Annotated in this window: 16 protein-coding genes; 10 read left to right on the top strand and 6 right to left on the bottom strand. The window is 68.6% G+C overall.

The window, feature by feature from the left end:
• Positions 1-3: 3 nt before the first annotated feature.
• On the bottom strand, positions 4-945 hold the full coding sequence (locus EPAKOI_RS04010) for a glycine betaine ABC transporter substrate-binding protein (protein ID WP_423193038.1): 942 nt from the start codon (positions 943-945) through the stop codon (positions 4-6).
• An 8-nt stretch (positions 946-953) separates the two neighbouring features.
• The gene (locus EPAKOI_RS04005) at positions 954-1,670 is read right to left on the bottom strand and encodes an ABC transporter permease (RefSeq protein WP_423193037.1); all 717 of its coding nucleotides are present in this window, start codon (positions 1,668-1,670) and stop codon (positions 954-956) included.
• 661 nt (positions 1,671-2,331) lie between these two features.
• Here EPAKOI_RS04005 and EPAKOI_RS04000 point away from each other — a divergent pair.
• From EPAKOI_RS04000 to EPAKOI_RS03975, 6 genes are all read left to right on the top strand, one after another.
• A complete protein-coding gene (locus EPAKOI_RS04000; RefSeq protein WP_423193036.1) occupies positions 2,332-3,240 on the top strand; it encodes a pirin family protein in 909 nt (302 codons plus the stop codon).
• 300 nt (positions 3,241-3,540) lie between these two features.
• Positions 3,541-5,109 carry an ABC transporter ATP-binding protein gene (locus EPAKOI_RS03995; protein WP_423193035.1) on the top strand — a complete coding sequence of 523 codons (1,569 nt, stop codon included), beginning with the start codon at positions 3,541-3,543 and terminating at the stop codon, positions 5,107-5,109.
• Positions 5,102-6,196, top strand: coding sequence for an ABC transporter permease (locus EPAKOI_RS03990; RefSeq protein WP_124684958.1), 1,095 nt, complete (start codon positions 5,102-5,104; stop codon positions 6,194-6,196). The genes EPAKOI_RS03995 and EPAKOI_RS03990 overlap by 8 nt, the downstream gene beginning before the upstream one ends.
• 17 nt (positions 6,197-6,213) lie before the next feature.
• Entirely contained in the window at positions 6,214-7,134 is a 921-nt protein-coding gene (locus tag EPAKOI_RS03985; RefSeq protein WP_124684959.1) for an ABC transporter permease, read from the top strand.
• 76 nt (positions 7,135-7,210) lie between these two features.
• On the top strand, positions 7,211-8,350 hold the full coding sequence (locus EPAKOI_RS03980) for a BMP family ABC transporter substrate-binding protein (RefSeq protein WP_124684960.1): 1,140 nt from the start codon (positions 7,211-7,213) through the stop codon (positions 8,348-8,350).
• 165 nt (positions 8,351-8,515) lie between these two features.
• Positions 8,516-8,809, top strand: a complete 294-nt coding sequence (locus EPAKOI_RS03975) for a YkvA family protein (RefSeq protein WP_124684961.1) — start codon at positions 8,516-8,518, stop codon at positions 8,807-8,809.
• Between the two features lie 68 nt (positions 8,810-8,877).
• Here the strand turns inward: EPAKOI_RS03975 and EPAKOI_RS03970 are convergent, their stop codons facing one another.
• The 3 genes from EPAKOI_RS03970 to EPAKOI_RS03960 are packed head-to-tail and all read right to left on the bottom strand — an operon-like array spanning position 8,878 to position 11,012.
• Entirely contained in the window at positions 8,878-9,294 is a 417-nt protein-coding gene (locus tag EPAKOI_RS03970) for a methylglyoxal synthase (RefSeq protein ID WP_124684962.1), read from the bottom strand.
• Complete coding sequence (locus EPAKOI_RS03965) at positions 9,294-10,082, bottom strand: SDR family oxidoreductase (protein WP_124682133.1); 789 nt, start codon at positions 10,080-10,082, stop codon at positions 9,294-9,296. The genes EPAKOI_RS03970 and EPAKOI_RS03965 overlap by 1 nt, the downstream gene beginning before the upstream one ends.
• Positions 10,083-10,121: 39 nt before the next feature.
• Complete coding sequence (locus tag EPAKOI_RS03960; RefSeq protein WP_313835875.1) at positions 10,122-11,012, bottom strand: DMT family transporter; 891 nt, start codon at positions 11,010-11,012, stop codon at positions 10,122-10,124.
• Between the two features lie 278 nt (positions 11,013-11,290).
• Here EPAKOI_RS03960 and upp point away from each other — a divergent pair, with 278 nt between their 5' ends.
• Together upp and EPAKOI_RS03950 are read left to right on the top strand one after the other, a co-directional pair.
• Positions 11,291-11,941 carry a uracil phosphoribosyltransferase gene (gene upp / locus EPAKOI_RS03955; RefSeq protein WP_124682134.1) on the top strand — a complete coding sequence of 217 codons (651 nt, stop codon included), beginning with the start codon at positions 11,291-11,293 and terminating at the stop codon, positions 11,939-11,941.
• Between the two features lie 110 nt (positions 11,942-12,051).
• Complete coding sequence (locus EPAKOI_RS03950; RefSeq protein WP_124682135.1) at positions 12,052-12,204, top strand: DUF3149 domain-containing protein; 153 nt, start codon at positions 12,052-12,054, stop codon at positions 12,202-12,204.
• Positions 12,205-12,289: 85 nt separating this feature from the next.
• Here EPAKOI_RS03950 and EPAKOI_RS03945 read toward each other — a convergent pair whose 3' ends face one another.
• Positions 12,290-13,816 carry a helicase HerA-like C-terminal domain-containing protein gene (locus EPAKOI_RS03945; protein WP_423193034.1) on the bottom strand — a complete coding sequence of 509 codons (1,527 nt, stop codon included), beginning with the start codon at positions 13,814-13,816 and terminating at the stop codon, positions 12,290-12,292.
• 264 nt (positions 13,817-14,080) lie between these two features.
• Here EPAKOI_RS03945 and EPAKOI_RS03940 point away from each other — a divergent pair, with 264 nt between their 5' ends.
• Positions 14,081-14,806, top strand: a complete 726-nt coding sequence (locus EPAKOI_RS03940) for a YebC/PmpR family DNA-binding transcriptional regulator (RefSeq protein WP_423193033.1) — start codon at positions 14,081-14,083, stop codon at positions 14,804-14,806.
• Positions 14,807-14,890: 84 nt separating this feature from the next.
• Positions 14,891-16,159, top strand: coding sequence for a phosphoribosylamine--glycine ligase (gene purD, locus EPAKOI_RS03935; RefSeq protein ID WP_124682138.1), 1,269 nt, complete (start codon positions 14,891-14,893; stop codon positions 16,157-16,159).
• Positions 16,160-16,207 lie beyond the last annotated feature (48 nt).

Genomic DNA, 16,207 nt, shown 5'->3' with positions numbered 1-16,207 from the left:
TCCTCAGATCAGCCCGTGGCTACGCAGGAAGTCGCCGGCCACCTTGTCCACGGGTTGCTGGTCGATGTCGACCTTGTAGTTCATGTCGGTCATCGCCGCGTTGTCGAGCTTGGCGGCCAGCGCGTTGAGCAGGCCGGCCAGTTCCGGATGGGCGTCCAGCACGGCCTTGCGCACCACGGGCGCCGCGTTGTAAGGCGGGAAGTAGTGCAGGTCGTCTTCCAGCAGCACGAGGTTGAAGCCCTTGACGCGGCCGTCGGTCGTGTAGACCAGGCCCAGGTCCACCTGGTTGTTCCTGAGCGCCGTGTAGACCAGGCCCGGATCGAGCTGGATCACGTCCTTGCGCGTGAACGGCAGCTTGTAGGCCGCCTTCAGCGGCTCCAGGCCGTCCGGGCGGGCGGCGAACTCCATGTCCACGGCCAGCGGGTGCTTCACGTCCTCGCCGTCGGCGCGCATCTTCGCGGCATAGGCAGACAGCGTGCGGATATCGCCGGCGCGCTCCTTCGGCATCGCGAACGCGTAGGTGTTGTTGACCTGCGAGGCGTCGAGCCAGACCAGGCCCCGGGCCGCGTCCAGCGTCTTGACACGGCGGTAGCTCTCGGGCCCGTCGAGCTTTTCCTCGACCTTGTTGAACACGATCAGCGCCGTGCCGGTGTAGTCCCACACCACGTCTAGCTGGCCCGATTCCAGCGCCTGGCGCATCAGCGTGCTGCCCAGGCCCGACGTCAGCGTCGCGCCCAGGCCCTTGGCCTTCAGGTACTGGGTCGTCATCGACGACAGGATCAACTGCTCGGTGAAGTTCTTGCCGCCCACGCGGATCGGGGCGCCGGCGTCCTGCGCGCGCGCCGGGGCCGTCGACAGCAGCAGCGCCGCCAGCACGATGCCCACGGCGGCCCAGAGCCAGAAAACGCGGCCGTCGGCCATGCGGTTTTTCGATTTCGGTTCCATGAAACGCCTCATTGCGCCAGCCCGCGCCGGCGCAGGTAGACGTGGCCGGCAGTGGCGAACAGCGCGTCCAGCGCCAGAGCCAGCAGCGCGGTGGCGGCGGCGCCCAGCAGCAGCAACGGCTGGTTGTTCAGGTAGATGCCCGGGAAGATCAGTTCGCCCAGGCTGTTCGCGCCGATCAGGAACGACAGCGGCACGGTGCCCACGTTGATGACCAGGCTGATGCGCACTCCGGCCAGGATCACGGGCAGCGCGTTGGGCAGCTCCACGCGCACCAGCCGCTGGCACGGCGTCATGCCGATGCCGCGCGCCGCTTCCTTGAGCGCCGGCGACACGGTGCGCAGCCCTTCGTACGTATTGCGCACGATCGGCAGCAGCGACGCCAGCCACAGCGCCAGGATGGCTGGCCGCTCGCCGATGCCCAGCACGGCCAGTGCCAGCGCCAGCACCGCCAGCGACGGCACGGTGTTGCCGATGTTGAACACCTGCATGAGCTTGTCGGCCCAGCGGCGCATGCACGGGCGGCTCAGCGCGATGCCGGCCGGCACGCCGGTCAGCAGCGCCAGCGTCATCGAGATTGCCACCAGGCGCAGATGGTCGGCCACGTCGTAGAGCAGGCGCTCGCGGTACTGGTAGATGACGTCGATGCCGATCCACGCCACCAGTCCGGCCAGCGCAACGGCAACGACGCCACCCCAGGCCATGGCCTGGATGGTTCGCTTTGACATATATCCCCTTCCAACCCCGGCCTGCGGAAAACCATGAAAATGCCTGGTTCGCCACATCCCGGATGCGGAAAACAATAGGGCCGGCCATGAATGTCGATGGGGGTGCACGCCGGCGCCCGGTTTCAGATTGCATTGCCGCCATGACCGGCACGATTGCCGGCGGACGGACTTGTGGTTGTGGCGCCGGCCGAGTGGCTGGCGAAACAACCGGTTGATGGGACTCAGGCGCTGGGCCGGAATCCGCAGGAGCGGCGCAACCCGCAAGGGTTGGCCAGTGGCGGCGACTGATGTCGTGTCAAAACGCGCTTTCGGTATGGCGCCGCCGGTCAATCGGCCGTTGCCAGACAACGGTTCGCGGGGTTCGGAGAGCAGGCCGAGCCACCGCAACTATTGGCAACGGATGACAAAGAGACCGCTATTCTACACAACTTCCGGCATCCCGTCATCTTCACCGTTTCCGGGTCCGCAACGACCGGCTTCGGTCAGAATCTTCGGGCGATGTCGGCGTTGCGCTGGCGGCGCAGATGTCGATTTATTGTCCCAACGCGAAAACAATGTGTTGCCGCCCTGCCCTCTACCGCTTTGGCGCCAAACCCTTAAATTGGCGAGGTAGCCAGACGGCGCGACAACAGGGTTCGCGGCCGTCCAACCGGAGATTTCGATGACTCCCCGCATTCCGACCGTTCCGGCCACCGCCACGGAAACCGTGCAGCGCTCGCGCGCCGTGGATCGCGTGGTACGCGGCATTGCCACGTCCGACGGCGCCGGCGTCAAGCTGACCCGCGTGCTGACCCACAACCTGCAGCGGCGCCTGGACCCGTTCCTGATGCTCGACGCGTTCGGCACCGACAACAAGGACGACTACATCGGCGGCTTCCCCGATCACCCGCATCGCGGCTTCGAGACCATCACCTACATGCTGGCCGGCCGCATGCGCCATCGCGACAGCGCCGGCCACGAGGGGCTGCTGGAAAACGGCGGCGCGCAGTGGATGGTGGCCGGCTCGGGCGTGGTGCATTCGGAATTGCCCGAGCAGGAGGATGGCCGGATGGAAGGCTTCCAGCTCTGGCTGAACCTGCCGGCGGCCGACAAGATGACCACTCCGTGGTACCGCGACCTGCCGGCGGCGGCAATCCCGACCGTGGCGCTGCCGTCGGGCGGCACCGTGCGGGTGCTGGCCGGCGCGTCGCACGGGGTGGCCGGCGCCGTGACGCGGCCGGTCACCGAGCCGCTGTACCTGGACGTCCACCTGCCGGCGGGCCAGTCGTTCGCCCAGGCGCTGCCGGCCGGGCACAACGCGTTCGTCTACGTCTATCGCGGCACGGTCAAGGTGGGCGACGCGGTGCTGGATGCCCAGCGCATGGGCGTGCTCGACAACGCCGGCCAGGCCGACGGCGTGGTGGTCTCGGCCGACGAGGACGCCCGCTTCCTGCTGATCGCGGGTCAGCCGTTGAACGAGCCCATCGCGCAGTACGGCCCGTTCGTGATGAACACGCAGGAGCAGATCTACCAGACGCTGGCCGACTTCCGCGACGGCCGCTTCGCCGCGATACCTGCCAGCGCGGGCTGAACCGCGCCCTGACCGGCGTCAACCCTGACCGCCGCCCTGCCCTGACCGGCAGCGCGGCGGTTTTGCTTTGCCGGTGTGGCCGGCACGCGACTTGCAACCCTCCCGGAACCGTTATGGGGCATGGCGGCGCGGCCAAATCGGTCCGCCGTGGCCCCATGCACTTATATAATCCACCCCAAATTCCGGGCATCACGCAATCATGATGATGACAACCTGCCGCACGGCGATGCTGCGCCACGCGCCGCCGCGCATCACGTGCCTGAACAGAACGTTGCTGCCACAACAATCCGAGCCGCTTCAGTGACATCACAACTCCCTCCCAGGCTGGCGCTTGCGCATATCACCAAGCGCTATCCCGGCGTGACCGCCAATGACGACGTCAGCCTGACCGTCGCCCCCGGCGAGATCCACGCCGTCCTCGGCGAAAACGGCGCCGGCAAATCCACCTTGATGAAGATCATCTTCGGCGCGGTCCGACCCGACGCCGGCGAGATGCACTTCAACGGGGCGCCGGTATCGATCGCCAGCCCGCACGACGCCCGCAACCTGGGCATCGCGATGGTGTTCCAGCATTTCTCGCTGTTCGACACGCTGACCGTGGCCGAGAACATCGCGCTGGGCCTGCCGCCGCGGGACGCCGGCAACCTGCGCCAGCTATCCGAGCGCATCCGCGCCACGGCCGAGCGCTACGGCCTGCCGCTGGAGCCGCAGCGCCACGTCCACACGCTGTCCGTGGGCGAGCGCCAGCGCGTGGAGATCGTCCGCGCACTGCTGGCCGCGCCGCAACTGCTGATCCTGGACGAGCCCACGTCGGTGCTGACGCCGCAGGCCGTGGAGACGCTGTTCGTGACGCTGCGCCAGTTGGCCGCCGAAGGCACGAGCATCCTCTACATCAGCCACAAGCTCGACGAGATCCGCGCGCTGTGCCACCACGCCACCGTGATGCGGATGGGCCGCGTGACCGGCACCTGCGACCCGCGCCAGCAGAGCGCGGCCGAGCTGTCGCGGATGATGATCGGCGGCGAGCCGCCGCGCGAGGCCCGCGTGCAGACCGTCCGGGGGCCGGTGAAGTTGTCGGTGCGCGACCTGTCGATCCCGCGCGCGCACCAGTTCGCCACCGAGCTGCAGCGCGTGGCGCTGGACGTCCACGCGGGCGAGATCGTCGGCATCGCCGGCGTGTCCGGCAACGGCCAGCAGGAATTGCTGGCCGCGCTGTCGGGCGAGGACCCGCGCGCCAGCGGCACCGCCATCCAGCTCGAAGGCCGGCCGGTGGGCCGGCTCGACGCACGCGGCCGGCGCCGCGCCGGGCTGGCGTTCGTGCCCGAGGAACGGCTGGGGCGCGGCGCCGTGCCCGCCATGAGCCTGTCCAGCAACGTGCTGCTGTCGCACCAGGCGCCGCCGTACGTGCGCGCCGGCATGGTGTCGCCCACGGCGGCCGAGGGGCTGGCGGCCGGCATCATCAACCGCTTCCGCGTCAAGGCCAGCGGCCCGGCCGCGCTGGCGCGCAGCCTGTCGGGCGGCAACCTGCAGAAGTTCATCGTCGGCCGCGAGATCGAGGCCGGCCCCAAGGTGCTGATCGTGGCGCAGCCGACGTGGGGCGTCGACGTTGGCGCCGCCGCGCAGATCCACAACGAGATCCTGGCGCTCAAGGCCACCGGCTGCGCGATCCTCGTGGTGTCGGAGGAACTCGACGAACTGTTCGCCATCTGCGACCGCCTGCACGTGATCGCCAAGGGCCATCTGTCGCCGTCGATCCCGGTCGAATCGGCCACGCGCGAGCAGGTGGGCCTGTGGATGAGCGGCCTGTGGGACGGCGGCCCGGCCAGCCGGCATGATGACGCCACCGCGGAGGTGCCCGGCCATGCCTAAGCTGACTTCCCCGGTCGTGATGGCCCCGCGCGGCGTGCCGTCGCGGCCCATGGCCTACGCGTCGCCCGTGTTCGCCATCGTGCTGACGCTGCTGTTCGGCGCGCTGCTGTTCCTGGCGCTGGGCAAGGACCCCGTGGCGGGGCTCAAGGTGTTCCTTGTCGATCCGCTCAAGGACCAGCGCGCCATTGGCGAGGTGCTGCTCAAGACCGTGCCGCTGGTGCTGTGCGCGCTGGGGCTTTCGGTGTGCTATCGCGCCAACGTCTGGAACATCGGCGCCGACGGGCAGCTGATCGTCGGCGGCATCTTTGCCGGCGCCACGGTGCTCTGGTTCGACACGCCGGGCACCACCGCCAGCGGCTTCACGGTGCTGGTGCTGGCGTCGCTGGCCGGCTGCGTCGGCGGCATGGCGTGGGCGTCGCTGACGGCGCTGCTCAAGGACCGCTTCAACGCCAACGAGATCCTGGTGTCGCTGATGCTGACCTATATCGCCCAACAGTTGCTGCTGTGGGTGGTCAACGGCCCGCTCAAGGACCCCAACGGGATGAACTTCCCGCAATCCAAGGTGTTCGCATCGGCATTCCTGCTGCCCAACCTGCTGCCCGGGTCGCGGCTGCACGTCGGCTTTGCCGTGATGCTGGTGCTGGTGGCCATCATGACGGTGTTCGTGTTCCGCAGCTTTGCCGGCTACCGGCTGCAGGTGGGCGGCACCGCGCCGCTGGCCGCGCGCTATGCCGGGTTCTCGTCGCGCAGCGCGCTGTGGACGGCGCTGCTGATCTCGGGCGCCTTCGCCGGCCTGGCCGGCGCGTTCGAGGTAGCCGGCCCGATCGGCCAGTTGCTGCCGTCGATCTCGCCCGGCTATGGCTTCACCGCGATCATCGTCGCGTTCGTGGGCCGGCTGCATCCGGTGGGCGCCGTGTTCGGCGGCATCGTGATGTCGCTGTTCTATATCGGCGGCGAGATGGCGCAGTCGCGCCTGGGCCTGCCGTCGGCGCTGGGCTGGGTGTTCCAGGGCATGCTGCTGTTCTTCCTGCTGGCCTGCGACACGCTGATCGACAACCGCCTGCGCTGGCGCGCGCGCACCGCCTGACCGGAGCCCAACAGAACATGGAACAACTCGCTCCCCTGATCGCCACCGCGATCAACGCCGGCACCCCGCTGCTGCTGGCCGCGCTGGGCCTGCTCGTCAACGAGCGCGCCGGCGTGCTGAACCTGGGCGCCGAAGGCATGATGCTGGTGGCCGCGGCCTTCGGCTTCATGGTCGGCTACCAGACGCAATCGCCGCTGCTGGGCTTCGTGGCCGGCGCCGGTGCCGGCATGCTGATGGCCACGCTGTTTGCGTGGCTGGCGCTGGTGCTGGCTACCAACCAGGTGGCCACCGGGCTGGCGCTGTCGATCTTCGGCACCGGCCTGTCGGCGTTCATGGCCCAGCGCTTCGTGGGCTACGCGATGCCGGCCAAGTCCAGCGCCATTCCGGTGCTGGGCGACCTGCCGTTCGTCGGGCCGGCCTTCTTCCAGCATCACTGGATGGTCTATTTCAGCCTGCTGCTGTGCCTGGCGATCATGGCGTTCCTGTTCCGCACGCGGGCCGGGCTGACGCTGCGCGCCATTGGCGAATCGCCCGAGTCGGCGCACGCGCTGGGCTACCCGGTGCGCTGGATCCGCTTCGGCGCGCTGCTGTTCGGCGGCGCCTGCTGCGGGCTGGCCGGGGCCTACCTGTCGCTGGTCTATACGCCGATGTGGGTCGAGAACCTGGTGGCCGGCAGGGGCTGGATCGCGCTGGCGCTGACCACCTTCGCCACGTGGCGACCGGGCCGCGTGCTGATCGGCGCGTGGCTGTTCGGCGGCGTGACGATCCTGCAGTTCTACCTGCAGGGCGTGGGCGTGTCGGTGCCGTCGCAGTTCCTGTCGATGCTGCCGTACGCGGCCACCATCGTCGTGCTGGCGCTGATCTCGCGCAACCCGGCGTGGATCCGGCTGAACATGCCCGCGAGCCTGGGCAAGCCGTTCCGGCCCGGCAGCGCCTGAGCGCCGCCTACCAGTTACCACGCAGTATCCAGAAGTCAAACCACATCACAAAAGACGTCTTATCAAGGAGAGATCGATGATCGTGACACGCAGGACCACGCTGGCGGCCCTGGCCGCCACCGCCGTGCTGGCCCTGGCCGGCTGCGGCAAGAAGGACGCCGACAAGCCCGCCGAGACCGGCGCCGCCTCGGCCCCGGCCGCCGCTGCCAGCGAGCCGCTGAAGGTGGCGTTCGTCTACATCGGCCCGGTGGGCGATGCCGGCTGGACCTACGCCCATGACACGGGCCGCAAGGCCGTGGAAGCCAAGTTCGGCGACAAGGTCAAGACCACGTACGTCGAGAACGTGCCCGAGTCCGCCGCCGACGCCGAGCGCGTGTTCCGCGACCTCGCCAGCCAGGGCAACAAGCTGATTTTCGGCACCACGTTCGGCTACATGGAATCGATGCTGAAGGTGGCCAAGGAATTCCCGGACGTGAAGTTCGAGCACGCCACGGGCTTCAAGACCGCCGACAACCTGGCCCAGTACGACGTGCGCACCTATGAAGGCGCGTACCTGGCCGGCGTGGTGGCCGGCAAGATGAGCAAGAGCGGCAAGATGGGCGTGGTGGCATCGGTGCCGATTCCCGAGGTGATCCGCAACATCGACTCGTTCACGCTGGGCGCCCGCTCGGTCAACCCCAAGGCCACGGTCAAGGTGGTGTGGGTCAACAAGTGGTTCGATCCGGGCAAGGAACGCGAGGCCGCCACGACGCTGATCGGCCAGGGCGTGGACATGCTGATGCAGAACACCGACTCCGCCGCCGTGGTGCAGACCGCGCAGGAAAAAGGCGTCTACGCGTTCGGCTGGGACAGCGACATGAGCAAGTTCGGCGACAAGGCCCACCTGGCGGCGTCGGTGATCTCGTGGGGCGTCTACTACAACAAGGTGGTGGAGGACGTGCTGAACAAGCAGTGGAAGAACAGCACGATCTGGTGGGGCCTGAAGGAAGGCATGATCGACCTGAAGAGCTTCAACGCCGCCGTGCCTGACGACGTCAAGGCGCTGGTCGAGGAACGCAAGAAGGGCATCGTCGACGGCAGCGCCCCGATCTGGAAGGGTCCGATCAAGGACAACGCCGGCAAGGAACAGGTAGCCGCGGGCCAGGTGGCCGACGACGCCTTCCTGCACAACGTGAAGTTCTACGTCGAAGGCGTGGAAGGCAACGTGCCGGGCTGAAGCCGGCGTGGCGCGCAGGCCGCCCTGCCGCCGCCCCCTCCCGCCGGCACCCCGCCGCGCGGGAGCGGGGAAAACCCCGGCCGGCGGGCCGGGAACTTGAATCGGCCCGTACCGGCCCAAGCTTCTTGTTCATGCCCACTGCACGTGTGACCAAGGAGGCCCATCATGTGGAAGCGATTCTCTGCCCTCTGGACGCTGGTGCGGCGCGATGGCCGTCTGTTCTGGTACGCGCTGCGCCACCCCGATGCGCCGCCCTGGCTCAAACCCGCGGCGTTCGGCCTGCTGTTCTACGCGCTCTCGCCGATCGACCTCGTGCCTGACATCGTGGCCGGGCTCGGCATCGTCGACGACATGGTGATCATCCCCCTCGCGGTGCACTTCATCCTGAAGCGGTTGCCACCTCACATCCTGCGGCAGGCCCAGGTCCGGGCCACGGCCACCACGGTGCGGCCACGCTGACGGCGCCCCAAACAAAAAACCGCTGCCCAGGCAGCGGTTTTTTCTTGTGCGAAGCGGACGGCCAGCGCCTATTGCGGGTCGAAGCAGTGACGCGCCAGTTCCACGACCAGCAGTTCGGCCGTGGCCAGGTTCGTCGCGCACGGCACATTGTGCACGTCACAGGCACGTACCAGCGCGTTGATGTCCGGTTCGTGCGGCTGCGGCGTCATCGGGTCGCGCAGGAATATGACGGCCGTGATCTCGCCCACGGCCAGTTGCGCGCCGATCTGCAGGTCACCGCCCCACGGACCAGACAGCATCCGCGTCACATCGAGCCCGGTCTCGGCGGCAATCCGGCCACCCGTGGTGCCGGTGGCGACCAGGTCGCACCGCGCCAGGAAGTCGCGGTGCCGGCCGGCAAAGGCGACGATGTCGTCCTTCTTGTGATCATGCGCGATCAGCGCGATCCGTGGCCGCCGCGCCGCCTTGGCTTCCGGCTTTGCCATCAGAACGTCCCCGGATAGGCGCCGCCGTCCAGCAGCACGTTCTGGCCCGTCATGTATGCGGCCTGCTTGCTGCACAGGAACGCGCAGGTGGCGCCAAACTCGGCCGGCTCGCCGAAGCGGCGCGACGGGTTGGCGGCGGCGCGGCGCTTGGCCATTTCCTCGATGCTGATGCCGGCCTTCTGCGCGCCGCCTTCCATCGTCTTCTTCAGGCGGTCGGTGTCGAACGGCCCCGGCAGCAGGTTGTTCACGGTCACGCCATGCTGCGCCACCTCGCGCGCCAGGCCGGCCACGAAGCCGGTCAGGCCCGAGCGGGCGCCGTTGGACAGGCCCAGCACGTCGATCGGCGCCTTCACGGCCCCGCTGGTGATGTTGACGATGCGGCCCCAGCGGCGCGCGATCATGCCGTCGATGGTCGACTTGATCAGCTCGATCGGGGTCAGCATGTTGGCGTCCAGCGCGGCGATCCACTCGTCACGGCCCCAGTCGCGGAAGTTGCCCGGCGGCGGGCCGCCCGCGTTGTTCACCAGGATGTCCAGGTCGCCCAGCTTGGCCACGGCGTCCAGCGCCAGCTTGCGGCCTTCAGGCGTGGTGATGTCGGTGGCCACGGCGATCACGCGGCGCCCGTGGCGCGCACGCAGGTCGGCGGCGGCCTTTTCCAGCGCCTCGGCGCCCCGCGCCACGATCACCACGTCCACGCCCTCGGCTGCCAGCGCGTCCGCACACGCCAGACCCAGACCCTTGCTGGCGCCACACACCAGCGCATGCTTGCCGCGCAGTCCAAAATCCATGGTCTCTCCCTCCTTGGTTGATCCGGTTCGAATCGGTTATCAGCGCTTGCGGCCCGACAGCAGGTACATGCCGCCCAGCACCAGTGCGCTGCCGGCCAGCTGCACGCCGCTCACGGGTTCGCCGAGCAGCCAGTACGCCAGCGCCAGCGTGGACACCGGGCCGATCATGCCGGCCTGCGACGCCATCGGCGCGCCAATGCGTGCCACGGCCACCATCGTCAGCGACACCGGCAGCACCGTGCACAGCACCGCGTTGACCACCGACAGCCACAGCACCGGCGCCGGCTGCTGCACGATCCCGGCCAGCGGCCGGCCCAGCACGACGTACTGGATCACGCAGCACAGCGTCGACACGCACATCGCATACGCCACCAGCCGCAGCGACCCCACGCGCTTGACCAGCTCGCCGCTCAGAATCAGGTACACACCATACGACAACGCGCTGCCCAGCACCAGCGCGCCGCCCAGCCACACCTGGGCGCCGCTGACGTCCAGGTCGTGCGCGAACACCAGCACGATGCCGGCATAGGCCAGCGCCAGCGACATCCACTGGCGGGCATGGATCTGCCGGCGGAACCCCAGCGCGGTAAACAGCAGCACGAACGACGGCGTAAGGAAGAGGATCAGCCGCTCCAGCCCGGCCGTGATGTATTGCAGGCCCAGGAAATCGAGGAAGCTCGACAGGTAGTAGCCGATGAAGCCCAGGAACACCACCCGGGCGCGGTCGCCCCAGGACAGCGCCGGCAGCTTGCGGGCCTGCCACCAGCCGATGGCCATGAACAGCGGCACCGCGAACAGCATGCGCAGCGTGATGACCATCACGGCGTCCACGTTGTAGCGGTACATCAGCTTGGCGACGATGGCCTTGGCGGAAAACAGCACGGCGCCGATGGCGGCGGTGGCCAGCCCGACGCGCTGCGCGGCGGACACTTCGGCGGACGGGGACAGAGACTTCTGGGAGGCGGACACGGGGACGCTGGAATGGGGCGGCGGCCGGCGTGGCCGGCGCGCGCAACCCGGCGATTGTATGCCAAAAGGCGCCGGCGTTCCCGGCCCGGCGGCGTTGCCCGCTTTCCCGGGCCGGGCGGGCCGCGCAGGGCTGGCGGGGGCGCGCGGCCGCGCGCATCCTTTACAATCGCGCTGCATCGGGCCCGTCCGCCGCCGTTCCGCCTGGCGGCCGGGCCCTCACCGTATTCGCCGAGCCCGCCATGAAACAGGATTCCCGCTTTCCCAACCTCTTTATCCTCGATCACCCGCTGATCCAGCACAAGCTTTCGCATATGCGCGACAAGGAAACGTCCACGCGCACGTTCCGCGAGCTGCTGCGCGAGATCACGCTGCTGATGGGCTACGAGATCACCCGCAACCTGCCGCTGACCACGCGCCGCATCGACACCCCGCTGGTGGCGCTGGACGCGCCGGTCATCGCCGGCAAGAAGCTGACCATCGTGCCGGTGCTGCGCGCCGGCGTGGGCATGAGCGACGGCCTGGTGGAGCTGATTCCGTCGGCCCGCATCGGCCATATCGGCGTGTACCGCGACGAGCAGCACCGCCCGGTGGAATACCTGGTGCGCCTGCCGGACCTGGAAGACCGCTCGTTCATCCTGTGCGACCCGATGGTGGCCACCGGCTACTCGGCCGCCCATGCGGTGGACGTGCTCAAACGCCGCGGCGTGCCCGACGAAGCCATCACGTTCGTGGCGCTGGTGGCCGCGCCCGAGGGCGTCGAGGTCTTCCAGAAGGCGCATCCGGGCGTGAAGCTGTTCGTGGCGTCGCTGGACAGCCATCTGGACGAGCACGCCTACATCGTGCCGGGCCTGGGCGACGCGGGCGACCGCCTGTTCGGCACGAAGAACTGATCCGGCGTCGGACGGGCCCGGGCGCTTGATGCGCCTCAAAGTCTGTGCGGGTCGACTCTCTCACACTGGAAACAGCCGTTCGCGGCCTTTCAAGAGAAGGAGTCACCCACATGGAAGCCCTGAAAATCCTGATGACCACTTCGACCGGGCTGGCCAGCCTGGCCGTCATCGCCTTCATCATCGGCATGGCCGCGTTCTTTGCCTGCCTGTTCGCCCGCAAGGCCCGCGAGGACGCCGAAGCGGCCCGGCGCGGATCGGACTAGCGCCGGCACTGGCCCGGAAGAAAGAAAGCGCCCGCGCAGGTTTTGCGCGGGCGCTTTCTTTCTGGATGATGACCGGCAGCCGCCGCTACTTGCGCTTGCCGCCGCCAAGCAGGCTGCCCAGCACGCCGCGGATCAGTTCCCGGCCCACCTGCGAGCCCACCGTGCGCGCGGCCGACTTGGCCACCGATTCCAGGATCGAATCGCCGCGGCCGGTCTTGCCGGTGCCGCGCGTCAGCGATCCCCAGACTTCTCCCACCCAGCCGCCGCCTTCGTCGGCCTGGCCCGCCTCGGCCGGTTTCGGCGCCTTGGCATCCACCGGCGCGCCCTTGGCAGCCGCGCCGGCGTCGGCGCGCAGCTTCTCGTAGGCCGACTCGCGGTCGATCGTCTTCTCGTAGGTGCCGGCCACCAGGGACCCGGCAATCAGCGCGCGGCGCTCGTCGTCGGTGGCCGGGCCGATGCGGCTGCCCGGCGCCAGCACCCAGGCCCGCTCGGTCACGCCGGGCGTGCCCTTGGCATCGAGGCACGACACCAGCGCCTCGCCCACGCCAAGTTCGCCGATGGCCTTTTCCAGATCGAGCCCGGGATTGGCCCGCATCGTCGTGGCCGCCACCTTGACCGCCTTCTGGTCGCGCGGCGTGAAGGCGCGCAGCGCGTGCTGCACGCGGTTGCCAAGCTGGCCGAGCACCGTGTCCGGGATATCGACCGGGTTCTGCGTGACAAAGTACACGCCCACGCCCTTCGAGCGCACCAGCCGCACCACCTGCTCGATCTTGTCCAGCAGCGCCTTGGGGGCGTCGTTGAACAGCAGGTGGGCCTCGTCGAAGAAGAACACCAGCTTGGGCTTGTCCAGGTCGCCCGCCTCGGGCAGCTTTTCGAACAGCTCGGACAGCATCCACAGCAGGAACGTGGCATACAGGCGCGGCGCGTTCATCAGCTTGTCGGCCGCCAGGATGTTGATCACGCCCTGGCCTTTCTCGGTCTGGATGAAGTCCTCCAGGTTCAGCATCGGCTCGCCGAAGAACCGGTCGGCGCCCTGCGATTCCAGCGCCACCAGCCCGCGCTGAATGGCCCCGACCGAGGCCGACGAGATATTGCCGTACTCGGTGGTGAACTGGCTGGCGTTCTCGCCCACGTACTGGAGCATCGCCCGCAGGTCCTTGGCGTCCAGCAGCAGCAGGCCGTTGGCGTCTGCAATCCGGAACACCAGGTTCAGCACGCCCTGCTGGGTGTCGTTCAGCTCCAGCATGCGCGCCAGCAGCAGCGGCCCCATGTGCGACACCGTGGCGCGCACCGGATGGCCCTTTTCGCCGAAGACGTCCCACAGCGTGGTCGGGCAGGCGCCCCACACCGGCTCGGGCAGGCCGTGTTCCGCCAGGCGGGCCTTGAGCTTTTCCGATGCCTGCCCCGGCTGGGAAATGCCGGTCAGATCACCTTTGACATCGGCCATGAACACCGGCACGCCCAGCCGCGAGAACCCCTGGGCCAGCGTCTGCAGCGTGACGGTCTTGCCGGTGCCCGTGGCGCCCGTGATCAGGCCGTGGCGGTTGCCCATCTCGGGCAGCAGCACCAGTTCGCGGTCGGCATTCTTGGCGATGAGGATGGGGTCGGCCATGGCGGTCTCGTCGGTCGGCGTGGATGGGCGGGATCCGGGCAGGATCGGAATCGGGAAACACCGGCGCCGGCATGGCGGGCAGCGCACGCATGGCGCTGCGGTTCGACAGGGGCGCGTGATAAAATCCTGCGCTGATTATAGCCAGCAGATTGGCACATCAATCACATGGCGTGGCCGCCGAACCCGCAGGATTCCGGCTCCCGCCGGCGCAATGCCGCCGGGCTTGCCACGCCGCACGATACGTATTCCGCTTCGGAGAGAATCATGGCCGGTCATTCCAAATGGGCCAACATCAAACACAAGAAAGCCGCCGCGGACGCCAAGCGCGGCAAGATCTGGACCCGCCTGATCAAGGAAATCACCGTCGCGGCCAAGCTGGGCGGCGGTGACATCGACTCGAACCCGCGCCTGCGCCTGGCCATGGAAAAGGCCATGGACGCGAACATGCCCAAGGACAACATCCAGCGCGCGATCCAGCGCGGCGTGGGTGGCCTGGAAGCCGCGAACTACGAGGAAATCCGCTACGAGGGCTACGGCCTGGCCGGCGCGGCGATCATCGTCGACTGCCTGACCGACAACCGCACGCGCACCGTGGCCGAGGTGCGCCACGCGTTCTCCAAGCATGGCGGCAACATGGGCACCGAAGGCTCCGTGGCGTTCATGTTCACGCACTGCGGCCAGTTCCTGTTCGCGCCGGAAACGCCCGAGGACAAGCTGATGGACGCCGCGCTGGAAGCCGGCGCCGACGACGTGGTGACCAACGACGACGGCTCGATCGAGGTCACCTGCCCGCCCAACGACTTTGGCGCGGTCAAGGCCGCGCTGGAAGCGGCCGGCTTCAAGGCCGAGGTGGCCGACGTGGTGATGAAGCCGCAGAACGACGTCAGCTTCACCGGCGACGACGCGGTCAAGATGCAGAAGCTGCTGGACGCGCTGGAAAACCTGGACGACGCACAGGAAGTCTTCACCAACGCGGTGATCGAGGATTAACCTCCGCCGCGCCCCCCACGGCGGCAGCCAGGCCCTACGTCGGGCTGCCGCTTTTCGCATGCGTTTCTTTTCTGGCAGTGGATCATGAAAGTTTTGGTTGTCGGTTCCGGTGGGCGTGAGCACGCACTGGCCTGGAAGTTGGCCCAGTCGCCCAAGGTGCAGGTCGTCTACGTGGCGCCGGGCAACGGTGGCACGGCGCTCGACAAGCGCCTGCAGAACGTGCCGCTGACCGATCCGGAAGTGCTGGCCGCCTTCGTGGAGCGCGAGGGCGTGGCCTTCACCGTGGTCGGCCCCGAGGCCCCGCTGGCCGCCGGCATCGTCGACGTGTTCCGGGCGCGCGGCCTGCGCATCTTCGGCCCGACCCGGGCTGCCGCGCAGCTGGAATCGTCCAAGGACTTCGCCAAGGCGTTCATGCACCGCCACGGCATTCCCACCGCCTACTACCAGACGTTCTCGGACGCCGCCGGCGCCCACGCCTACATCGACGCCCAGGGCGCGCCGATCGTGATCAAGGCCGACGGCCTGGCCGCGGGCAAGGGCGTGGTCGTGGCGATGACGCTGGAAGAAGCGCACGCCGCCGTGGACATGATGCTGGCCGACAACAAGCTCGGCGATGCCGGCGCCCGCGTGGTGATCGAGGAATTCCTGGAAGGCGAGGAAGCCAGCTTCATCGTCATGGTCGACGGCAAGAACGTGCTGGCCCTGGCCACGAGCCAGGACCACAAGCGCCTGCTGGACGGCGACGCCGGCCCCAACACGGGCGGCATGGGTGCCTATTCGCCGGCCCCGGTGGTCACGCCGGCGCTGCACGCCCGCGCGCTGCGCGAGATCATCCTGCCGACCGTGCGCGGCATGGAAAAGGACGGCATCCCGTTCACGGGCTTCCTCTACGCGGGCCTGATGATCGACAAGGACGGCAACCCGAAGACGCTGGAGTTCAACTGCCGCATGGGCGATCCGGAAACGCAGCCGATCATGGCGCGCCTGAAGACCGACCTCGTGGACGTGATGGAAGCCGCCGTTGACGGCCGGCTGGACCAGGTGGAGCTGGACTGGGACCGCCGCACCGCGCTGGGCGTGGTGATGGCCGCCTACGACTACCCCGAGAACCCGCGCCGCGGCGACGTCATCACCGGCATCCCGCCCGAGACCGAGGACGCCGTGACGTTCCACGCGGGCACCACGCTGCAGGACGGCACGCTGCTGACGTCCGGCGGCCGCGTGCTGTGCGTGGTGGGCCTGGCCGATACGGTCAAGGCCGCGCAGAAGAACGCCTATGCGGCCGTGGAGCAGATCCGCTTCGACGGCATGCAGTTCCGCACCGACATCGGCTACCGCGCCATCCGGCGCTAGGCGGCCAAGGGGCCCCGGACCGCTCCCCGCGCCGGGGGGCGGGTCCAG

Origin of the sequence: Cupriavidus sp. H18C2 (assembly GCF_049393795.1) — a bacterium.
GTDB lineage: Bacteria > Pseudomonadota > Gammaproteobacteria > Burkholderiales > Burkholderiaceae > Cupriavidus > Cupriavidus pauculus_C.
Note: the sequence above shows the minus strand (reverse complement) of the source record. Positions and strands in the feature narration are given on the sequence as shown.

Excerpts from the sequence above, each read along its gene's own strand:
- purD (WP_124682138.1), top strand. The coding sequence starts at position 14,891 with ATGAAAGTTTTGGTTGTCGGTTCCGGTGGGCGTGAGCACGCACTGGCC.
- EPAKOI_RS03985 (WP_124684959.1), top strand. The coding sequence starts at position 6,214 with ATGGAACAACTCGCTCCCCTGATCGCCACCGCGATCAACGCCGGCACC.
- EPAKOI_RS03940 (WP_423193033.1), top strand. The coding sequence starts at position 14,081 with ATGGCCGGTCATTCCAAATGGGCCAACATCAAACACAAGAAAGCCGCC.
- upp (WP_124682134.1), top strand. The coding sequence starts at position 11,291 with ATGAAACAGGATTCCCGCTTTCCCAACCTCTTTATCCTCGATCACCCG.
- EPAKOI_RS03990 (WP_124684958.1), top strand. The coding sequence starts at position 5,102 with ATGCCTAAGCTGACTTCCCCGGTCGTGATGGCCCCGCGCGGCGTGCCG.
- EPAKOI_RS03965 (WP_124682133.1), bottom strand. The coding sequence starts at position 10,082 with ATGGATTTTGGACTGCGCGGCAAGCATGCGCTGGTGTGTGGCGCCAGC.
- EPAKOI_RS04000 (WP_423193036.1), top strand. The coding sequence starts at position 2,332 with ATGACTCCCCGCATTCCGACCGTTCCGGCCACCGCCACGGAAACCGTG.
- EPAKOI_RS04010 (WP_423193038.1), bottom strand. The coding sequence starts at position 945 with ATGGAACCGAAATCGAAAAACCGCATGGCCGACGGCCGCGTTTTCTGG.
- EPAKOI_RS03975 (WP_124684961.1), top strand. The coding sequence starts at position 8,516 with ATGTGGAAGCGATTCTCTGCCCTCTGGACGCTGGTGCGGCGCGATGGC.
- EPAKOI_RS04005 (WP_423193037.1), bottom strand. The coding sequence starts at position 1,670 with ATGTCAAAGCGAACCATCCAGGCCATGGCCTGGGGTGGCGTCGTTGCC.
- EPAKOI_RS03970 (WP_124684962.1), bottom strand. The coding sequence starts at position 9,294 with ATGGCAAAGCCGGAAGCCAAGGCGGCGCGGCGGCCACGGATCGCGCTG.
- EPAKOI_RS03945 (WP_423193034.1), bottom strand. The coding sequence starts at position 13,816 with ATGGCCGACCCCATCCTCATCGCCAAGAATGCCGACCGCGAACTGGTG.
- EPAKOI_RS03980 (WP_124684960.1), top strand. The coding sequence starts at position 7,211 with ATGATCGTGACACGCAGGACCACGCTGGCGGCCCTGGCCGCCACCGCC.
- EPAKOI_RS03950 (WP_124682135.1), top strand. The coding sequence starts at position 12,052 with ATGGAAGCCCTGAAAATCCTGATGACCACTTCGACCGGGCTGGCCAGC.